The organism is Pseudoalteromonas sp. S1609, from assembly GCF_005887255.1.
Taxonomy (GTDB): domain Bacteria; phylum Pseudomonadota; class Gammaproteobacteria; order Enterobacterales; family Alteromonadaceae; genus Pseudoalteromonas.
Map to the genome: position 1 here is coordinate 14,619 of NZ_PNDJ01000046.1, position 15,667 is coordinate 30,285.

15 protein-coding genes and 2 pseudogenes are annotated in these 15,667 nt (G+C 37.5%); 9 read left to right on the forward strand and 8 right to left on the reverse strand.

Annotated features, from left to right (window positions below; translation table 11 throughout):
* Complete coding sequence (locus CWB76_RS13040; protein WP_138608184.1) at window positions 1-759, forward strand: type II secretion system protein N; 759 nt, start codon at window positions 1-3, stop codon at window positions 757-759.
* Between the two features lie 21 nt (window positions 760-780).
* Window positions 781-1,368, forward strand: coding sequence for a UPF0149 family protein (locus tag CWB76_RS13045; RefSeq protein ID WP_138608186.1), 588 nt, complete (start codon window positions 781-783; stop codon window positions 1,366-1,368).
* Between the two features lie 64 nt (window positions 1,369-1,432).
* Here CWB76_RS13045 and CWB76_RS20315 read toward each other — a convergent pair.
* The 6 genes and pseudogenes from CWB76_RS20315 to CWB76_RS13080 all read right to left on the reverse strand — a co-directional run.
* Window positions 1,433-2,227 (reverse strand): annotated as a pseudogene (locus CWB76_RS20315) (transposase family protein); the annotation flags it as partial.
* Window positions 2,226-2,927 (reverse strand): annotated as a pseudogene (locus CWB76_RS13055) (integrase core domain-containing protein). The pseudogenes CWB76_RS13055 and CWB76_RS20315, both read right to left, overlap by 2 nt.
* Before the next feature lie 257 nt (window positions 2,928-3,184).
* Window positions 3,185-3,772, reverse strand: coding sequence for a hypothetical protein (locus CWB76_RS13060; RefSeq protein ID WP_138608188.1), 588 nt, complete (start codon window positions 3,770-3,772; stop codon window positions 3,185-3,187).
* Window positions 3,772-4,575 (reverse strand): hypothetical protein, encoded by an 804-nt coding sequence (locus tag CWB76_RS13065; RefSeq protein WP_138608191.1) that lies wholly within the window; start codon window positions 4,573-4,575, stop codon window positions 3,772-3,774. Before CWB76_RS13065 ends, CWB76_RS13060 begins: the two co-directional genes overlap by 1 nt.
* 19 nt (window positions 4,576-4,594) lie before the next feature.
* Window positions 4,595-4,981 (reverse strand): hypothetical protein, encoded by a 387-nt coding sequence (locus tag CWB76_RS13070; RefSeq protein ID WP_138608193.1) that lies wholly within the window; start codon window positions 4,979-4,981, stop codon window positions 4,595-4,597.
* Window positions 4,982-6,403: 1,422 nt separating this feature from the next.
* Entirely contained in the window at window positions 6,404-6,763 is a 360-nt protein-coding gene (locus CWB76_RS13080) for a hypothetical protein (protein ID WP_010393028.1), read from the reverse strand.
* Window positions 6,764-7,046: 283 nt separating this feature from the next.
* Here CWB76_RS13080 and ccoG point away from each other — a divergent pair, with 283 nt between their 5' ends.
* The 5 genes from ccoG (at window position 7,047) to CWB76_RS13105 (ending at window position 11,363) form a co-directional block, all read left to right on the forward strand.
* Window positions 7,047-8,477 carry a cytochrome c oxidase accessory protein CcoG gene (gene ccoG / locus CWB76_RS13085; protein ID WP_138570969.1) on the forward strand — a complete coding sequence of 477 codons (1,431 nt, stop codon included), beginning with the start codon at window positions 7,047-7,049 and terminating at the stop codon, window positions 8,475-8,477.
* A 78-nt stretch (window positions 8,478-8,555) separates the two neighbouring features.
* Window positions 8,556-9,530 carry a serine/threonine protein kinase gene (locus tag CWB76_RS13090; RefSeq protein WP_138608197.1) on the forward strand — a complete coding sequence of 325 codons (975 nt, stop codon included), beginning with the start codon at window positions 8,556-8,558 and terminating at the stop codon, window positions 9,528-9,530.
* A gap of 36 nt (window positions 9,531-9,566) precedes the next feature.
* A complete protein-coding gene (locus tag CWB76_RS13095) occupies window positions 9,567-10,190 on the forward strand; it encodes a thiol:disulfide interchange protein DsbA/DsbL (RefSeq protein WP_138596725.1) in 624 nt (207 codons plus the stop codon).
* A gap of 19 nt (window positions 10,191-10,209) precedes the next feature.
* The gene (locus CWB76_RS13100) at window positions 10,210-10,848 is read left to right on the forward strand and encodes a thiol:disulfide interchange protein DsbA/DsbL (RefSeq protein ID WP_008113400.1); all 639 of its coding nucleotides are present in this window, start codon (window positions 10,210-10,212) and stop codon (window positions 10,846-10,848) included.
* 62 nt (window positions 10,849-10,910) lie between these two features.
* Complete coding sequence (locus tag CWB76_RS13105) at window positions 10,911-11,363, forward strand: 2-thiouracil desulfurase family protein (RefSeq protein ID WP_109875875.1); 453 nt, start codon at window positions 10,911-10,913, stop codon at window positions 11,361-11,363.
* A gap of 9 nt (window positions 11,364-11,372) precedes the next feature.
* Here the strand turns inward: CWB76_RS13105 and trmA are convergent, their stop codons facing one another.
* Entirely contained in the window at window positions 11,373-12,470 is a 1,098-nt protein-coding gene (gene trmA, locus CWB76_RS13110) for a tRNA (uridine(54)-C5)-methyltransferase TrmA (protein WP_138608198.1), read from the reverse strand.
* Window positions 12,471-12,634: 164 nt separating this feature from the next.
* On the opposite strand from trmA, the gene CWB76_RS13115 reads away from it, so the two are divergent.
* Together CWB76_RS13115 and murI are read left to right on the forward strand one after the other, a co-directional pair.
* Complete coding sequence (locus tag CWB76_RS13115; protein ID WP_138608200.1) at window positions 12,635-13,759, forward strand: DUF5610 domain-containing protein; 1,125 nt, start codon at window positions 12,635-12,637, stop codon at window positions 13,757-13,759.
* A gap of 66 nt (window positions 13,760-13,825) precedes the next feature.
* Window positions 13,826-14,614: a glutamate racemase gene (gene murI, locus CWB76_RS13120; RefSeq protein ID WP_138608202.1), complete on the forward strand. Its 789-nt coding sequence runs from the start codon at window positions 13,826-13,828 to the stop codon at window positions 14,612-14,614.
* Here the strand turns inward: murI and CWB76_RS13125 are convergent.
* Window positions 14,577-15,056 carry an RNA recognition motif domain-containing protein gene (locus CWB76_RS13125; RefSeq protein ID WP_055013410.1) on the reverse strand — a complete coding sequence of 160 codons (480 nt, stop codon included), beginning with the start codon at window positions 15,054-15,056 and terminating at the stop codon, window positions 14,577-14,579. The genes murI and CWB76_RS13125 overlap by 38 nt on opposite strands.
* Window positions 15,057-15,667 lie beyond the last annotated feature (611 nt).

The following is a 15,667-nucleotide window of genomic DNA, read 5'->3' on the forward strand; positions in this document are numbered from 1 at the left end:
ATGAAAAAAATAATAATATTATCCATCGTTTTTTTAATGAGCTTTATTGTTTTTAGCGTTATTAAATTACCGGCTGCGGTTGCTGTAAATTTAGCTAAACCGTATTTTCCACCGCAGCTAGAAATAGGACAAACTGCTGGCACGTTGTGGCAGGGACAAGTTATGCAGTTGCGCTTTGAAGGTGAGCAATTAAATAATGTACGCTGGGATATATCTGGCTGGGCGTTATTTAAAGCTCAAGTGAATACTAACTTACGCTTTGGTAATCCTCGCGAACGCAGTGACATATCGGGCTATGCAGATATTAGTTATTCACTAGCAAGTGATGAGCTTAAAATAACTGATACTGTAGTGCGTTCAACGGTTGAGCGAGCAATGCAGCGAATTGACTTACCGTTACCAGTTACTGCTAAAGGACGTGTAATCTTAGAGCTTGATGAATACGTTTCTGGAGCGCCATATTGCCAATCACTACAAGGTGAAATAGCCAGCCCTGATATTGACGTACAAGGTTTAACTGGTTGGTTCAATATTGGTGATCTCAGTGGCAAATTAAGTTGTAAGTCGGGCGATGTTGCTATACTCATCGAGCCAGACAATAGATTAGGGCTTGAGGCAGATGCTACACTAAAGGCTAATTTTGACTTTAAAGTTGCGGGATATGTTAAACCTGATCTAACTTTACCCAAAGAAGTTCATGACGCGGTGAAGTTTTTAGGCAGACCAGATAACCAAGGTCGTTACCCACTTAAATTTTAATATTTTATATAAAGAGTTTTAATGCAAATACCTCAGTTTACTGAGCAGCATGCCAAGCTGCTCAGCGAGTTTTTAAATACCCAATCAGGCGCAATGAGCCTTACCCAAAGCCAAGGTTATTTATTTGGCGTTATATGTTCACCTGAGCCATTAGAAGTTCACCAATGGTTAGAAAACATTCTCCCTGATACAGCAAACGACCTTGATGAAGACATGTTATTTTTGTTTATGGCATTACACCATCAGGTGAGTGAGCAAGTATTTGAGTTGGGTTATAAGTTACCCGCTGAGTTTGAATATGACTTTTGCCAGCAATGGTCAGCGGGTTTTTTAACCGCAAGCCAAGCGTATACCCACAAGTTACTAGCAAGTGAGCAACTAGATATTCAATACAAGCAAGCGCTTGAAAGCGCACAGGCTACGCTCAGTTTTTTTGCTCTCGATAAACCAATCATTACGCAAATTGCACAGCAAAATAATATTGATGAATTACACTTATGTGAGCAGCAGTACGAGCTAATGGGCGACTTTGCGTTAGGTTTTGCTGAACTTATCGAAATTGTTGCGCTTAACAGTGGTTTATATACTGATGAAGGGTGGGAAGAGTAAGTTTTCTAGCACTTAATTTGTACTAGATCTGACAGTTTCTCATTTTTTATCGGTGACTGTCAGTTTAGATTTGAGCTAAACTTTTCTCAGAGCAAATCGATTTTCCATCTAATAATGTTTCTAATGGTGTTCTACCACAGCATATTCCCCATGATGAGTTCGGCCATAATTGTTGTAAACCATCCATTCGTCTGCGATGATACTGCCTTAGTTTTCTTATGGTCGATATCATTGGTAGCTGAATAAAGCTGATACTCAACTTTACCGCGGTATTCAATGCCTCTGTCAGTCAGAATATTCAACATTGGTAATTCATGTTACTCTAGGTAACGGAGAACCTTATCATTAAGAATATCAGCTGGTGTAATTGACTTTTGGCAATACAGAGCTTGGCTAACGCTATATTGAAGTAGCTATCGACAAAGGCTTGCTGGTAAGTGCTCTTAACGCCCTTAAGGTTATTAACATAAAAGTGTTTTGTAAACCAAGGTAATCCAAGTGAGGTGTTTCAATATCACGACACGTCTATCATCGCTCTTTTTCTTTTCAATGGCAGCAACTTGCACTTTTTGTAAGAATAACTCCTTCCTGTGATATTTTAGCTTTTAGTCGCTTTTTGAAGTTCTCTAGGCCATTGCGAAGCCAAGTTGAGCGTACCCTATTGGCTGATACAAGTACCTTTGTTTACACAATTCGTTCTGACTTGACCCTGAGTTGGGTATTAAGCGGCATAATCAGGAACTGCTTTCTCAATTTCATCATCAACATGGTTCTTTAGATTTGTTACTCTACGGGACTTATCGATGAGTGAATCAATTTTACCGTCTTCGAGTAACTCTTGATACGTTATGTAGTGGTCAACTAATTTTGGCCACAGTTTTAGAATCTTTGTATCTAACCTTAGATTCATTTGGCGCTAAACCTGCATTATAATGATGTGGTCTAGCATTGTTATAATATCCTTTGATATAATCACTCACACTATATTTAGCTTCTTTAAAGTTTTCAAACCCAACCTTTGGCATCCATTCCGTTTTAAAGCCTCTAAAAAATCGCTCCATTGGCGCATTATCCCAACAATTTCCGCGCCGACTCATTGCATGTATAGCTTTAATTTCAGCTTCTAACCTTACTTGCTCTGGTGTCGGCGTTGTATCCCGTATGGCCCAATATTTATAGCTGCTGCGATGCACATTGAATACGCTACACAACACACTAATTGGGTAACGCTCCCGTTGATTTAACTTATCAATTAACGAGAATTGTTTAGGGAGTCGGACATCAAGAGAGCGGTAGCTTTTTTAAATATATCCTTTTCTAATTCAATGCGTTGGATTTGCTTTTTAAATTCACGGATTTCAATTTGTTCGGCCGTCATTGGCGAAGCTAAGGGTGTCTGACCATTACGTTCTTGCTTTAATTGAGTTACTACTGACGGTTGATTTACCCACTCTCACCGTTTTGGCTGCTTCTTCTTGCGTATAACCTTGGTCAACGGTAAGCTGAGCTGTTTCTAATTTGATTGCTGCGGAATACGTTGCGCGTTTTAATTTCGTCATTTTTTCACCCAAATTTGTATGCTTATTAGCATAACATTTCTTTCTTAATGGGTGGCCAAATTAACTATGCCACAGTTCTTCTGTAAGATTAAGTAAACCTGCTTTGTATTTAATGGTTGGATTGTTGTCATGTAGTATGAGAGTTACCTCTTATATGTTTTGATTTACAGATTCGACACCTTTATCAAAACTGGTAACTCTCACTTTTTCAGGTTTATGTATCAGATCTTGTCTGAACTAATACACTTGAGCATGTATTAGTAAAAACACTTCTCATCTTCATAATAAGGTGTTGAAGTATAATTTGGATATGCCTCTAGGTGATATTCTGCTGTATAATATACCCGTTTACTTTCAGCAATTCTTCCATTTATGTATTTATAAAACACTGTATTTGCACGGAAGTATTGTGGTCCGATGGCACATTGAGTTGGCTCGCCAGATATCTGTCTGCCAGTCGCAACCTCACCTTTCCTATAATTATTATCGCGGCCAAACATTTGACTCCATTGAGAATCTTCTTTGGTATGTCGAAGTCTTACATCAGAGCCTATTTTTCTTACTATTTCTCCTGTGAAAGGGTTAGTTACATCTTGGGCTAATGCAACATAATTGCAGCTTGATTTGTGTATTGTTTTTATTTTGTAAGTGCACCCCATTAGTGGTGGGTTATAAGGTGGAGCAACAATATTAGCCAAGTTTTGCATATTGTTATCTGAATAACTAGATTGATTATTTAGTTCTTCAATGACGTTCTCGACGGATCCGTTAGTATTTATTGGTTCAGCGTAAATCGGTGCACTTACGGTTAATAAGCTATATAAAAATAATATATTTTTTTTCATCAATATTCTCCATTTGAATTTTCAATTGTAATTAAATCAGCTAGTTCAATTAGTTTTGACTTTAATTCTCCGCTGCCTAAATCTGCGTCTGACCTTATAGTATAAGCGGACTTTTCATCTGCCCAAGATAATACGCTCTCACTGTTATCGCCGGCAGTTCTAACTATGAAAACACCAGGGTTTCCCATGATTGAAATGTTTACAGCATCCGAATCTAATATTACGCCTCCATTAGTAGCTTCATAATTCCAGAGCTCAATAATAATATTACCGAGTTGCTTATTTCTAATGATGCTCACCGACGTATCCCACCCTTTATTTGTGATGTAATTACCACCCCCATATGTCACAGCAGGTTTCAAACTAGGTAGAATATGGGTAAGTGATGGGAGTTTGCCTTGCATTGTTTTGTCAAACATGAGCTCAGCTGACTCAATACTAACTAAACCAGTTTTTAACTGACGTTTTTTGAAATTTTCTTTGCGCTCAGCTTGAAGTGAAATTCTATCTTGAATTTCTGATTTTAAGTTCGTAACACGACTTGGGTGAGTATGTACCCTACCAAACATTTTTGTTTGTTGGGCTTCAAATAAATAGCCTCTGTCAGGATCAATATTTACAATACTATTGCTGTTTTTTTTAAAAGAGTAGCTAACAAGGCCACTTGGTTCCGTCATTATGTTGGGTTTGGCATTCTCATCAAAAGGGTTGGTATCTTCAAGGTGTTTCGTATTATTTTGAGCCGCGAAAACCGAACTAGAGGCTACTAGGATAGTTAAGAAAGAGAATTTTAATCGTTTCATATATTACTCCTTTTTATTATTACCATTCATTCAAATTGCAATCGTTGGCATACGAGTTTGCATAATTGTAAAAGCCGTTAAAAGGTACTGTTTGAGCTGACCAATGCTTACCGCGAACTTCCCAATTATTATCTAAGCCATCTGAAAAACCATGGCTTGCACCAGCAAAAGAGCGCCATGTTACACGAAAATCATCTCTGTAATTTTTGGATTTGTTGGCTGGGTCACCAACCTTTTTATGCCATGAGCTTGTAGCGCGTTTTGACTCAGGCCAACCCCAAGTAACACTTTCCCAGCCTATTTCTGCAATAGGGACATAGCAATTTGCTCTGCTAAATGTACTTATTTCAGCACAGGCATTATTGCTTGCAATTAAAGTGGCTAAAGTAAATAGTATTTTCTTCATATGAACCTCCTTGAGTTATTATGGGTACATAATTGCATCATTTTCATTCAATTATCAACCTTGAAAAAAGAGTGATTTTTTGTTTCTATGCTTATTATTTTGCTTTTCGAAATGTTTTAATGCCTTAAATTAAGTTGGGATTAATAAAACCATGCAAATCAATGCTTTTATTTATTGTTTACATTTCATTATTTACAAAATACGAATTATTTTTATTTTTATTTTTATTTTTATTTTTATAAAAGGTAGTCATCTGGGCAAGATCAAGAACTTTATCTTAATTTAAGTGTATGCCCTCTTTTCTATGGGGTTTTCTTGCATGTAGAGCTGTTTAAATATTTTGAATCTATAAAAACCCTTACCACAAGGTGAAGTTATTCATAAATTATTTGATATTATATTTCTAGCTTTCTGGGGAATAGTATCTGTGAACCAAGGCTAGAAATATAGAATACTTTGGCTATGGTAGATTAAACTAGCTTGGAAAATTACGCCCTTTTTTAAAAAGCATCTCTCTCAATGATTCAATGGCTTTTGCAATGAGCGATATTTAAATGGCCTAATTGAAGATTGTTTCCTTCCCTAATTAAAAGTCAACTCCAGATTAACTCATAGTGATAAAGATAGGATTGATAAGAAATGACGAAAAGAGTCATTTTAACAGTTTAATAAGTAGCCATTTCTCATATAGGTTAGTATATTCATGTGCGAAAATAGTATTGGTTGAGTGCTGTGTTCTGTTGATAATAAATCGAACGAAATAAAACGAAAAACATCAGAAAGAGATTTATTTAATAAAGGCAGTAATCAAAAGAATAGAGAAGAATTAAGGTGTTGTGAAGTTAGCCATAACTGAGTTATTTATCAGAAACAGCCGACAAAAAAATGTAATAACGGTGGGAGTTATTGTTTTCTATAAAAAGCAAAATATATCGCTTCGAATACAGAAGTAGGGAGGCATTATAAATTGGGTTGCAGTTAAATATGAGTCAAAAATTGACTCTTCATACCTGTGGCTATTTTGAAGATATTCCACAGTAAGTTAATAGTTATAATAGAACCTGACGTTTGCGAGAAAAGTTATTTTTGCTTTATCTATTTGGTAGAGAAGTAAGCTTTATTCTGAGGTAATTTAAACTCTAATTAACAAAAAATGTGCACACTAATCCATTATGCAAAGCTAGTACGTAGATATTTTTCAGTGAGGTATGGTTAAATTTCAACTTAAGTCTAAAATAATTTCAGTGCAGCCATTAGGGCACTTTACAACTCCTTGGCCAAGCTTAGGGGGGTTAAGATCGAGAGTTAAAATACATTGGCATTTCTCACACCTAACCGTATTTCCTTTCGCTAGTTTTTTTAGCAGATTCTTATGATGATTAAATGAAGTGTTGCTTTTTTTTGTTAATTCAGAAAAATCCATTACTTTACTCTCGCTTGCGCTAATGACTCTTTGATAATACGGCATACAGTAAGTAATCGCTCTTCGTAAAAATAAAGGTTTAGATCACCTTGGCGACAATAGCGTAGTTCAAATAACTTGACTGATTCATCCGTAGTAAATGTTTTAGCAACATAGTCTTGCTCAGAACGAGAAAGTGCTAACTGTTGATTCACTTTATTTCTCGTCATGGTTGCTACAGGAAAGCGATCTACTTTAGTTGAGCTGCTTAACAAACCGATACCATCACCAAGCAACCGTTCGCGCGGCTCTTTTACCAAAGGATGATCAACGGTAAAAAATGCTAGGATCACAACCACTAGTATAAAAAATTTCTTCATAAATATACAAACCTTGATCCAAACAACACTTTAGTAGCCGGCAAGTGTAATAAAATACACCTTAAAAGCAAGTCACAAATTGAATAAATTATTAGCAATCTAGTCAGTAATTTTAGCTAATATGCGTATAATAAGAGGCAGTAGTTAGATATTTCTGAAATATCTGAAAGTACACAAGTGCGACTTAAAGCGTATTATGTTTAGCATGCAAGTTGCTACACTTAGGCGAAAAGTACAAAAAGATTGCTGAATTTTTATTTCCTAGCGGCGTTGAGGAACTTCAATGGATAAGCAAATTAAAGTAAAAAACATACCAACAGAGGTTAAGATCCAAAAACCTGATCTGAGCCGTCAAGAAGATAGATTTAACCCCCGCAATCGCATTTATGTACGTGCGGTTACAGGGCTTCATCAATTACTAAGACAACGCATTGGCTTTTTAGGCATGCTAGCGTTTATGTTATTGCCTTGGATCAACTTTAATGGCCAGCAAGCTGTGTTGTTTGAGCTAATGGAGCAAAAGTTTAATATTTTTGGTTTAACCCTATGGCCACAAGACTTCACTATTCTTGCATTTATTTTTATGCTTGCGGCGTTTGCTCTATTTTTAGTGACTACTTTTTATGGCCGCGTATGGTGTGGCTATACCTGTCCGCAAACAGTATGGACCTTTATTTTTATTTGGTTTGAAGAAAAATTTGAGGGCAGTGCTAACCAACGTAAAAAGTTAGACCAACGGCCAATGGATTTTGACAAATTCTGGCGAAAAACCGCAAAGCACACTAGTTGGGTGTTATTCTCTTTGTATACCGCGTTAACTTTTGTTGGTTATTTTACGCCTATTCGCGAACTACTCCCTGAATTTGTTACCTTTAACGTAGGCGGTTATGCCTTAGTTAGTATTATTGTATTTACTATTTGTACTTATGGTAACGCTGGTTGGATGCGCGAGATTATGTGTTTACATATATGCCCATACTCACGTTTTCAGTCAGCAATGTTTGATAAAGACACCTTTACTGTAAGCTACGATGAAGCGCGTGGTGAAAACCGCGGGCCACGTTCGCGTAAACAAGACCCAAAAGAGCTGGGGTTAGGTGATTGTATTGACTGTAACTTGTGTGTGCAGGTTTGCCCAACTGGGATTGATATTCGTAATGGTCTGCAATACGAGTGTATAAACTGTGGCGCGTGTATTGACGCCTGTGACGGCGTAATGGACAAAATGAATTATCCTCGAGGCCTAATCTCTTATACCACTGAGCGTAACTTGGAAACCCCAGAGAATAAAACTCATCCGCTGCGTCCTAAGTTGATTGGTTACAGTATTATTTTAGTCTTACTTACCGGTGCGTTGGTAGCCAATATAGCTATGCGTAAACCTATGGACTTTGATATTATCCGTGATCGCAATCAGTTGTATCGTGTCGATTTTAATGGCTTAGTTGAAAACACCTACACCTTAAAAGTGATTAATAAGGCACAGTACGAGCAAACATTCTCTATTGATGTGAAAGGGTTAGAAAACTATAAATACATAGGTGATACCACCTTTACGGTGAACGCTGGTGAATCGCATAATGTGCCGTTATCATTAGTAATGGACCCTTATGATTTAAAAGCGCCAATGACCGAGTTTAACTTTGTACTGTCGCCAATAAACGAACCCGATAACCAAATATCGCAGCAAAGTAACTTTTTTAAAGCGCGATAAAGAGTCTGTATTAAAAGACGAACACTGATATTAACAAAAAAGCGGGGTATTCCCGCTTTTCTTTTATATAAGAAGTATATGAGTAAATTTAGCTTTATTGACTTAACCCCAGATCTTATTTTGGATGCCATCGAAAGCGTTGATATTTACGCTGAGTCAGGGTTGCTAGCGCTAAATAGCTACGAAAATCGAGTGTATCAATTTGTAGCTGAGGGTGGAAAACGTTACGTTGTTAAGTTTTATCGGCCTGAGCGCTGGAGCAAAGCACAAATTCAAGAGGAACATGATTTTGCCTTTGAGCTGGCAGCTGCAGAAGTGCCTGTGGTTGCGCCAATAAAGCATAATGGGCAAAGCTTATTTGAACACCAAGGGTATTTATTTACTTTATTCCCAAGTGTAGGCGGGCGTTTATTTGAAGTCGATAATTTAGATCAGCTTGACGTACTAGGGCGTTTAATTGGTCGTATGCACCAAGTAGCGAAAACAGAGCCCTTTACCCAAAGACCAACTGTTAGCTGCGATGAATATCTGCATACAGCTAAAGTTCACTTACAAAAAAGTAATTTAGTCCCTATGGGACTAGAAACTTCCTTTTACACTATTTTAGATTTAGTTATTGCCCAAGCGCAGCTGCAATATAAAAATGTAGACAGTATTCGCTTACACGGAGACTGCCATGCTGGTAATATTTTATGGGCTGGGGATGCGCTGATGTTTGTTGATTTAGACGATAGCCGCCAAGGACCTGCAATTCAAGATTTATGGATGATGCTCAGTGGCGATCGACAAACACAGCTGTTACAGTTAGACACTTTAGTGAATGCGTATGAGGAGTTTTGCGATTTTGAACACTCACAGCTGAAGCTGATCGAACCGCTTCGCGCCATGCGTATGATTCATTACATGGGGTGGGTTGCAAAACGTTGGAGCGATCCTGCTTTTGTACGGAACTTTTCATGGTTTGCAGATGACAAATACTGGGAGCAACAAATTTTAGCGCTTAAAGAACAGCTTGCAGCTTTGCAAGAAGCCCCGTTAAAATTATTGCCATAATATTTTTATTTAAAAAAGAAGTATAACGAGATATTCATGCTTAAAAAATTAAAACTAAGTTTACTGATCCTATGTTTACCTTTCGCAGCACTAGCTGCCAACTTTGAAGCAGGTAATCAATATACTGTCATTGACGTTGAAAAGAGTAAAACGCCAAACGTAACCGAATTCTTCTCTTTCTATTGCCCGCACTGTTTTAAGTTTGAGCCGGTAGCAAAAGGGATTGCAGAAAACTTACCTGAAGGGGCTGAGTTTGTAAAAAATCATGTTAACTTTTTAGGGGGCGTTTCACCACAAGCGCAAAGTAACCTGAGCTTTGCTTACTTAATTGCAAAAAAACATGGTCAAGCCGAAGCAGTAACAGCGCAAATTTTTAAAAGCATCCATATTCAGCGTGCACCATTAACAGAAATTAAAGACGTTAAGAAGTTATTAGAGCTTAATGCAATTGATAACAGCACATTTGATAACGATATTGCTAGTTTGCCTATCATAGCAGCTGAACGTGCCATGCAAGATAAGCAGAATAAATATTCTGAACTTGGCGCATTAACTGGCGTGCCTACATTTATCGTAAATGACAAATATAAAATCAATATTAATACAATCAAGAGCCAACAAGAACTTGATGAGTTAATTAGCTTTTTACTAGAACTATAATTTTTGGAGCACCATAATAATGATCAAATTAGTTAAAGCAGGGTTGCTTGCTGTATTACTCCCTTTAGCTGCAACCAGTTTTGCTGCCACTTACGAAGAGGGCGTACATTATGATGTCGTCTCTGATCGTGCAACCAGAAAGCCAGAAGTAAAAGAGTTTTTCTCTTTTTACTGCCCTGCATGTAATAACATGGAGCCACTGCTTGCTGAGATCAAACCTAAGCTAGACAAAAACGTAAAGTTCAAGAAAAGCCATGTGGATTTCGTGGGCGTTCGTGACCCAGAACATCAAACCATGATCAGCCAAGCACTAGCTACTGCTGAAGTACTACCGCAAAAAGATAAAATTATTTCAGCGATGTTTGACCACATTCACGCAAAGCGTGCTCGTTTTAATGAGCTTGCAGATGTAAAAGATGTATTTTTAGCGCAAGGTGTAGATGGCGACAAATTTGATAAATTATTTGAAAGCTTCTCGGTACGTACACTGAGTTCTAAAATGAAGCGCGACCAAGATTACTTTAAAGGAAAAGGGGCACTGCGTGGCGTTCCTACATTTATTGTTAATGGTAAATATAAGCTTAACTTAGGTGGTGAGTCAGGTATTTCATCGCCAGAAGATGTAAGCGCACTTATTAACTACTTAGCAAATAAATAAGTAGTTTAGTGAAATAAAAAAGCTCCGAAAGGAGCTTTTTTATTTGAAGAAGAAAATTCATTATGGAAAAAATTTTAATCTCAAGTTGTTTGTTAGGTTTGCCAGTTCGTTATGATGGTAAAGGCCAAACAATATTGCACCCTCAACTTAATTTGTGGCAAAAGCAAAATAGATTAATCGTATTTTGTCCTGAGATTGCTGGTGGTTTACTCGTGCCTAGAGCGCCCGCTGAGATAAAGCAAAATCGAGTTATTACAAATACTGCCGAGGATGTAACAAGTGCATTTGAAGCTGGCGCTAATAAAGCATTAGCCCTTTGTAATAAGCATAATATTCGCTTTGCTTTACTAAAAGAGTCTAGTCCTTCGTGTGGCCGTAATACAATTTATGATGGAAGCCATAGTGGGGTGAAAGTAAAAGGCATGGGGCTGACCGCTAAGTTATTGGTAAAGCATCAAGTTAAAGTATTTAGTGAAGAGCAAATACCAGCACTTATCAAGGCGCTGGCATTATAGTATTGGATTTTATTTTTTCTGTAAAAATACACCAGATTCAATATGGTGTGTGTAAGGGAATTGATCAAATATTGCAAAGCGCTTAACTTCATGGGTTTGGCATAAGTGATCAAGATCACGCTCCAACGTATCTGGGTTGCATGATATATAAATAATATTCTCATAGTTAGCCACTAAATCACACGTTAGGGTATCCATGCCAGCACGAGGTGGGTCGACTAGAATGGTTTGGCAGTTGTAACTACTAAGGTCAATACCATCTAAGCGAGAGAAAGTACGCTCACCTTTCATTGCCTGAGTAAACTCTTCGCTCGACATGCGAATAATATCTAAGTTAGTTACTTTGTTTTGAGCAATATTATATTGCGCTGAATGCACAGACGATTTTGATATTTCTGTTGCCAGCACTTTATTAAATGAGCCCGCAAGTGCAATTGAAAAGTTTCCGTTACCACAATACAGCTCTAATAAATCATTGTTTAGTGGTTTACATAGCTCTTGTGCCCACTCTAACATTTTAATATTCACCTTCGCATTAGGCTGAGTAAAGCTATTTTCTACCTGTTGATAGATTAGCTCTTGGCCATTTACCATTAAACGCTCAGTAACAAAGTCATCGCCTAATTTTTCTTTTTGCTTACGTGCACGGCCAATAAAGTCAATTTTGTACTGGCTACTTAGCTTTTCCTTTAAGGCATTAATCTCAGTTAACCAGTTTTCATCAAGTGGCTTGTGATAAAGCAAGCTCACTAAAATTTCACCGCTGAGGGTCGATAAATAATCTATTTGGAATAATTTACGACGCAGTACTTCGCAGCCTTTTAAGTTATCAATCATTACCTGCATAACTTCACCTACTAAAGGAGCTGCAGGGTCAAAGGTATCAACACGTATTTTATCTTTCGTTTGTTGATCAAACATAATGTGAAACAGATCGTCACCATCGTGCCATACTCTAAATTCTGCACGTTGACGGTAGTTAATAGGCTCAGAGCTAAATACTTCTAACTGTTTTACACCGAAACGTTGAAACTGCTCTGTAATACGCTGCTCTTTTTCATTTAATTGTGCATCGTACTGCGTGGTATCTATATTTATAACTGCCATTAACGGTATAACCTTATCGTTGAGATCTGTTTATCGGCGCTATTGTAGGGAGCGAAGCGTATTTGTCTAGTTTTGATCAAATATAGTGAGCTTTTTTTAAGCATTTTACTACAGTATAGGCTCACTTGGCCGATATAAGAGTATGTCTAAATAGGAGTCTTCTCATGAAAATAGGTAACTTTAGTTTTGTTCCAAACAGCAATGCCAATAAATACAATACTAAGCAAGCAATGACACAGCCTAAAATAGACTCCCCACCAACGAGCTATCAGCAACGCGGAAAAGAATTGGCTGCTGCCGTATTGGGTGACAAAATGGCAAAAGAATTAGGCTTGCCGGTTGCTGAAGCGAAAAAAGACAAACCATTGTTTGATTTTAATGAAGTAGTCAAAAATGTTTTAGACTTTGTGACCAGCTCAGTAAAAAAAGCCAAAGCCAATGGTGCCGATGATGACAAGCTACAAGATATACTCAACCAGGCACGTAAAGGCGTGCAAACAGGTGTTGATGAAGCTGTCGATGAATTAAAAGGTATGGGCGTATTTAATCAAGAGCTTGAAGAGGGTATTGATAAATCAAAAGAGGGCATCTTTAATGGCCTTGATAAATTTGAGCAGAACTTATTTAATCCTCAGCCAGCAAGCGTAACGGTTAGTCAATCGCAATATGTGAACCTTAGTAACAGCGCTGATTATACTTTTACCACCGCAGAAGGTGATGAGGTGAGTATTAGTTTTGCAGACGCTTACCAATCCCAGTCATCTAGTCGCTATCAGCAAACTGAAAGCTCACAAGCATTTAGTACGCAATTTTCTGAGTCTCGTGAGTTGTCATTTTCTATGTCAGTAAATGGAGAGCTTAATGAAGACGAACAGCAAGCTATAAATGATTTAATGGCAGAGTTACAAGATGTAAGTAAAACCTTTTTCAGTGGTGACTTAGATAAAGCATTTGAACAAGCCCAAGAACTCAGCTTAGGAAATGAACAGCTGGTGGCATTTTCAATGGACTTACGTCAAAGCAAAACTGTGGCAGCTATTAAAGAGTATGAACAAATTAAGCCAACATCAGAAAAGGCCATTGCCGAAACCGTCGCGCCTTTTAATGATGATCTAAAATCGGCTTACTCTAAAGCGCAAACCCTAGGATTAGAAAGCCAGCTATCAGGTATCATTCAATGGCTAAATCAAGATCAACAAGAAATAGATAAACTGGTTGATTACACTAACACCATGTTTGAAAACTTAGATAAATTAAACACAGCTACTGCAAAACTAGACGCTGAGTAAAACTACTTTCTTTTATAAAAGCCTCATGGCAAACTGCCGTTCTAAGTAAAGAGTAGGAATGGTAGTTTGTCAGCGCACATCATGGTATTTGATTCAGGTATAGGTGGAACCACAGTACTTGAGCATATTAAGCAAAGCATTCCTCACGCTCAATATAGTTACTTCATGGATAATGCATTATTGCCTTATGGTGCACAGTCGCAGCAGACTATAATTAGTCGCTTATGTGGACTAATCCAATTTATCAAAAATGAGTCGCTCAATGTCGACTTAATTGTTATAGCCTGCAATACCGCTTCAACATCTGCATTAAGTGCGGTACGTCAAATAACAGATATTCCAATTGTAGGGGTTGTACCTGCGATTAAGCCCGCAGCACAAATAACACAATCAAAGCATATTGGATTATTGGCAACCCCTGCGACAGTAGCAAGTTCATATACGGATACACTGATTAAAGAGCATGCCTCACTTATAACTACAAGCTTATATAGTAGTGTTGAATTGGTCACTCTGGCAGAAACATTCTTTTTTACCCAATACTTAGATATAGAAAAGCTGCACGCTGAGTTAAACCGATTAAATATTAATAAAGATATCGATGTGCTGGTATTAGGCTGTACTCACTTTCCTATTCTTGCTAAACCAATTAGTGATTACTTTAAAGCACATATAGAGTTGTTAGATTCTGGTGCGGCTATTGCTAAGCGAGTTAGATCTTTACTGAATTTAAGCGATGATCAAGCAGGCATAAAAAAGCCGCTGCGGTATTATGCAACGGCTGATATATGTAGTGATAAACTAGACGTTAAGCAAGTTACACTGTTTGATCCGACTCTGAACGATAAGAGTTAGAATCATCTTCTTGTTTTTGTTTTGCTTCACGTACTTTTAAAGTACGTTGTTGGAACTCACTATCATTTAACTTAGCAATTGCGTTATCCGCATCAGCTTGAGCCATTTCAACAAAACCAAAGCCGCGACGTTTGCCAGTATTCTTATCTTTCAATAAACGAACATTAAATACCTTGCCTTGCTCTTCGAACAAAGCACGTACAACGCCTTCATTTGCGCGATAAGGAAGATTGCCAACATAAAGTGTTTTTGTTTTTACTTCGGCTTCTTCTGCACTTACTGATGACATTGCAGCAATGACAAGTCCACCAATTAATAAACCAGCACCAAATAGTAGTGCAGGGTCTAATGCTAGGCTTGCAAGTGCAAACTTAACGATAACAAAACCAACAACAGCAAGAATAACTGCAAAGATAAAAGATTTTTGATCGGGTAATTTCATTTTGATCTACCAATAAACAGGAAATAAACATTAATTTAACATTGTGAACTTGCTATCTTAACGTCTTAATTGAACATAGCAATGAAATTTATAGTAAATAGTTAATAAGAGTGCAAAAAACGACCTAAAGTAAGCTCTTTCCATACCATTTCAATAGTATTTGCTTGAAAGTTGAGCAAACAGTAAAAAGATCTAAAAAAAAGGTTGATCTGTTTTCGGATCTCCCTATAATGCGACCCCACTGAGACGGGGAACGCCAACGCATAGCGAGGCACGAACTGCTCAAAGAGTTAAATAAAACTTGAGTTTAAATCATCGTAAGAAAGTTTAAAATTAAGTGTTGACTCGAAAAATAAAGGATGTATTATACGCATCCCTAGCGACAACGTCGCAACGTTCTTTAACAATATAAAGCAATCATCTGTGTGGGCACTCGTACAGATTGAGTTCTAACAGCCAAGCTTAGTTTACTAAGTGAGGCAAACAAATTTAGAGTCTCAATTGAAACTGAGTGACCAACAGCAATAACTTACTTAGGTTTTACTTAAGGAAAGAATTGCAGCACAGTCAATTCAATATCGAAAGATATTAAATAAATTCAGAATTCATTG

Bases quoted from the DNA above. Each gene is read 5' to 3' on its own strand.
- trmA (WP_138608198.1), bottom strand. From the start codon at position 12,470: ATGGCAGTTATAAATATAGATACCACGCAGTACGATGCACAATTAAAT.
- CWB76_RS13095 (WP_138596725.1), top strand. From the start codon at position 9,567: ATGCTTAAAAAATTAAAACTAAGTTTACTGATCCTATGTTTACCTTTC.
- CWB76_RS13065 (WP_138608191.1), bottom strand. From the start codon at position 4,575: ATGAAACGATTAAAATTCTCTTTCTTAACTATCCTAGTAGCCTCTAGT.
- CWB76_RS13115 (WP_138608200.1), top strand. From the start codon at position 12,635: ATGAAAATAGGTAACTTTAGTTTTGTTCCAAACAGCAATGCCAATAAA.
- CWB76_RS13080 (WP_010393028.1), bottom strand. From the start codon at position 6,763: ATGAAGAAATTTTTTATACTAGTGGTTGTGATCCTAGCATTTTTTACC.
- CWB76_RS13045 (WP_138608186.1), top strand. From the start codon at position 781: ATGCAAATACCTCAGTTTACTGAGCAGCATGCCAAGCTGCTCAGCGAG.
- CWB76_RS13105 (WP_109875875.1), top strand. From the start codon at position 10,911: ATGGAAAAAATTTTAATCTCAAGTTGTTTGTTAGGTTTGCCAGTTCGT.
- CWB76_RS13060 (WP_138608188.1), bottom strand. From the start codon at position 3,772: ATGAAAAAAAATATATTATTTTTATATAGCTTATTAACCGTAAGTGCA.
- ccoG (WP_138570969.1), top strand. From the start codon at position 7,047: ATGGATAAGCAAATTAAAGTAAAAAACATACCAACAGAGGTTAAGATC.
- CWB76_RS13070 (WP_138608193.1), bottom strand. From the start codon at position 4,981: ATGAAGAAAATACTATTTACTTTAGCCACTTTAATTGCAAGCAATAAT.
- CWB76_RS13100 (WP_008113400.1), top strand. From the start codon at position 10,210: ATGATCAAATTAGTTAAAGCAGGGTTGCTTGCTGTATTACTCCCTTTA.
- CWB76_RS13125 (WP_055013410.1), bottom strand. From the start codon at position 15,056: ATGAAATTACCCGATCAAAAATCTTTTATCTTTGCAGTTATTCTTGCT.
- CWB76_RS13040 (WP_138608184.1), top strand. From the start codon at position 1: ATGAAAAAAATAATAATATTATCCATCGTTTTTTTAATGAGCTTTATT.
- CWB76_RS13090 (WP_138608197.1), top strand. From the start codon at position 8,556: ATGAGTAAATTTAGCTTTATTGACTTAACCCCAGATCTTATTTTGGAT.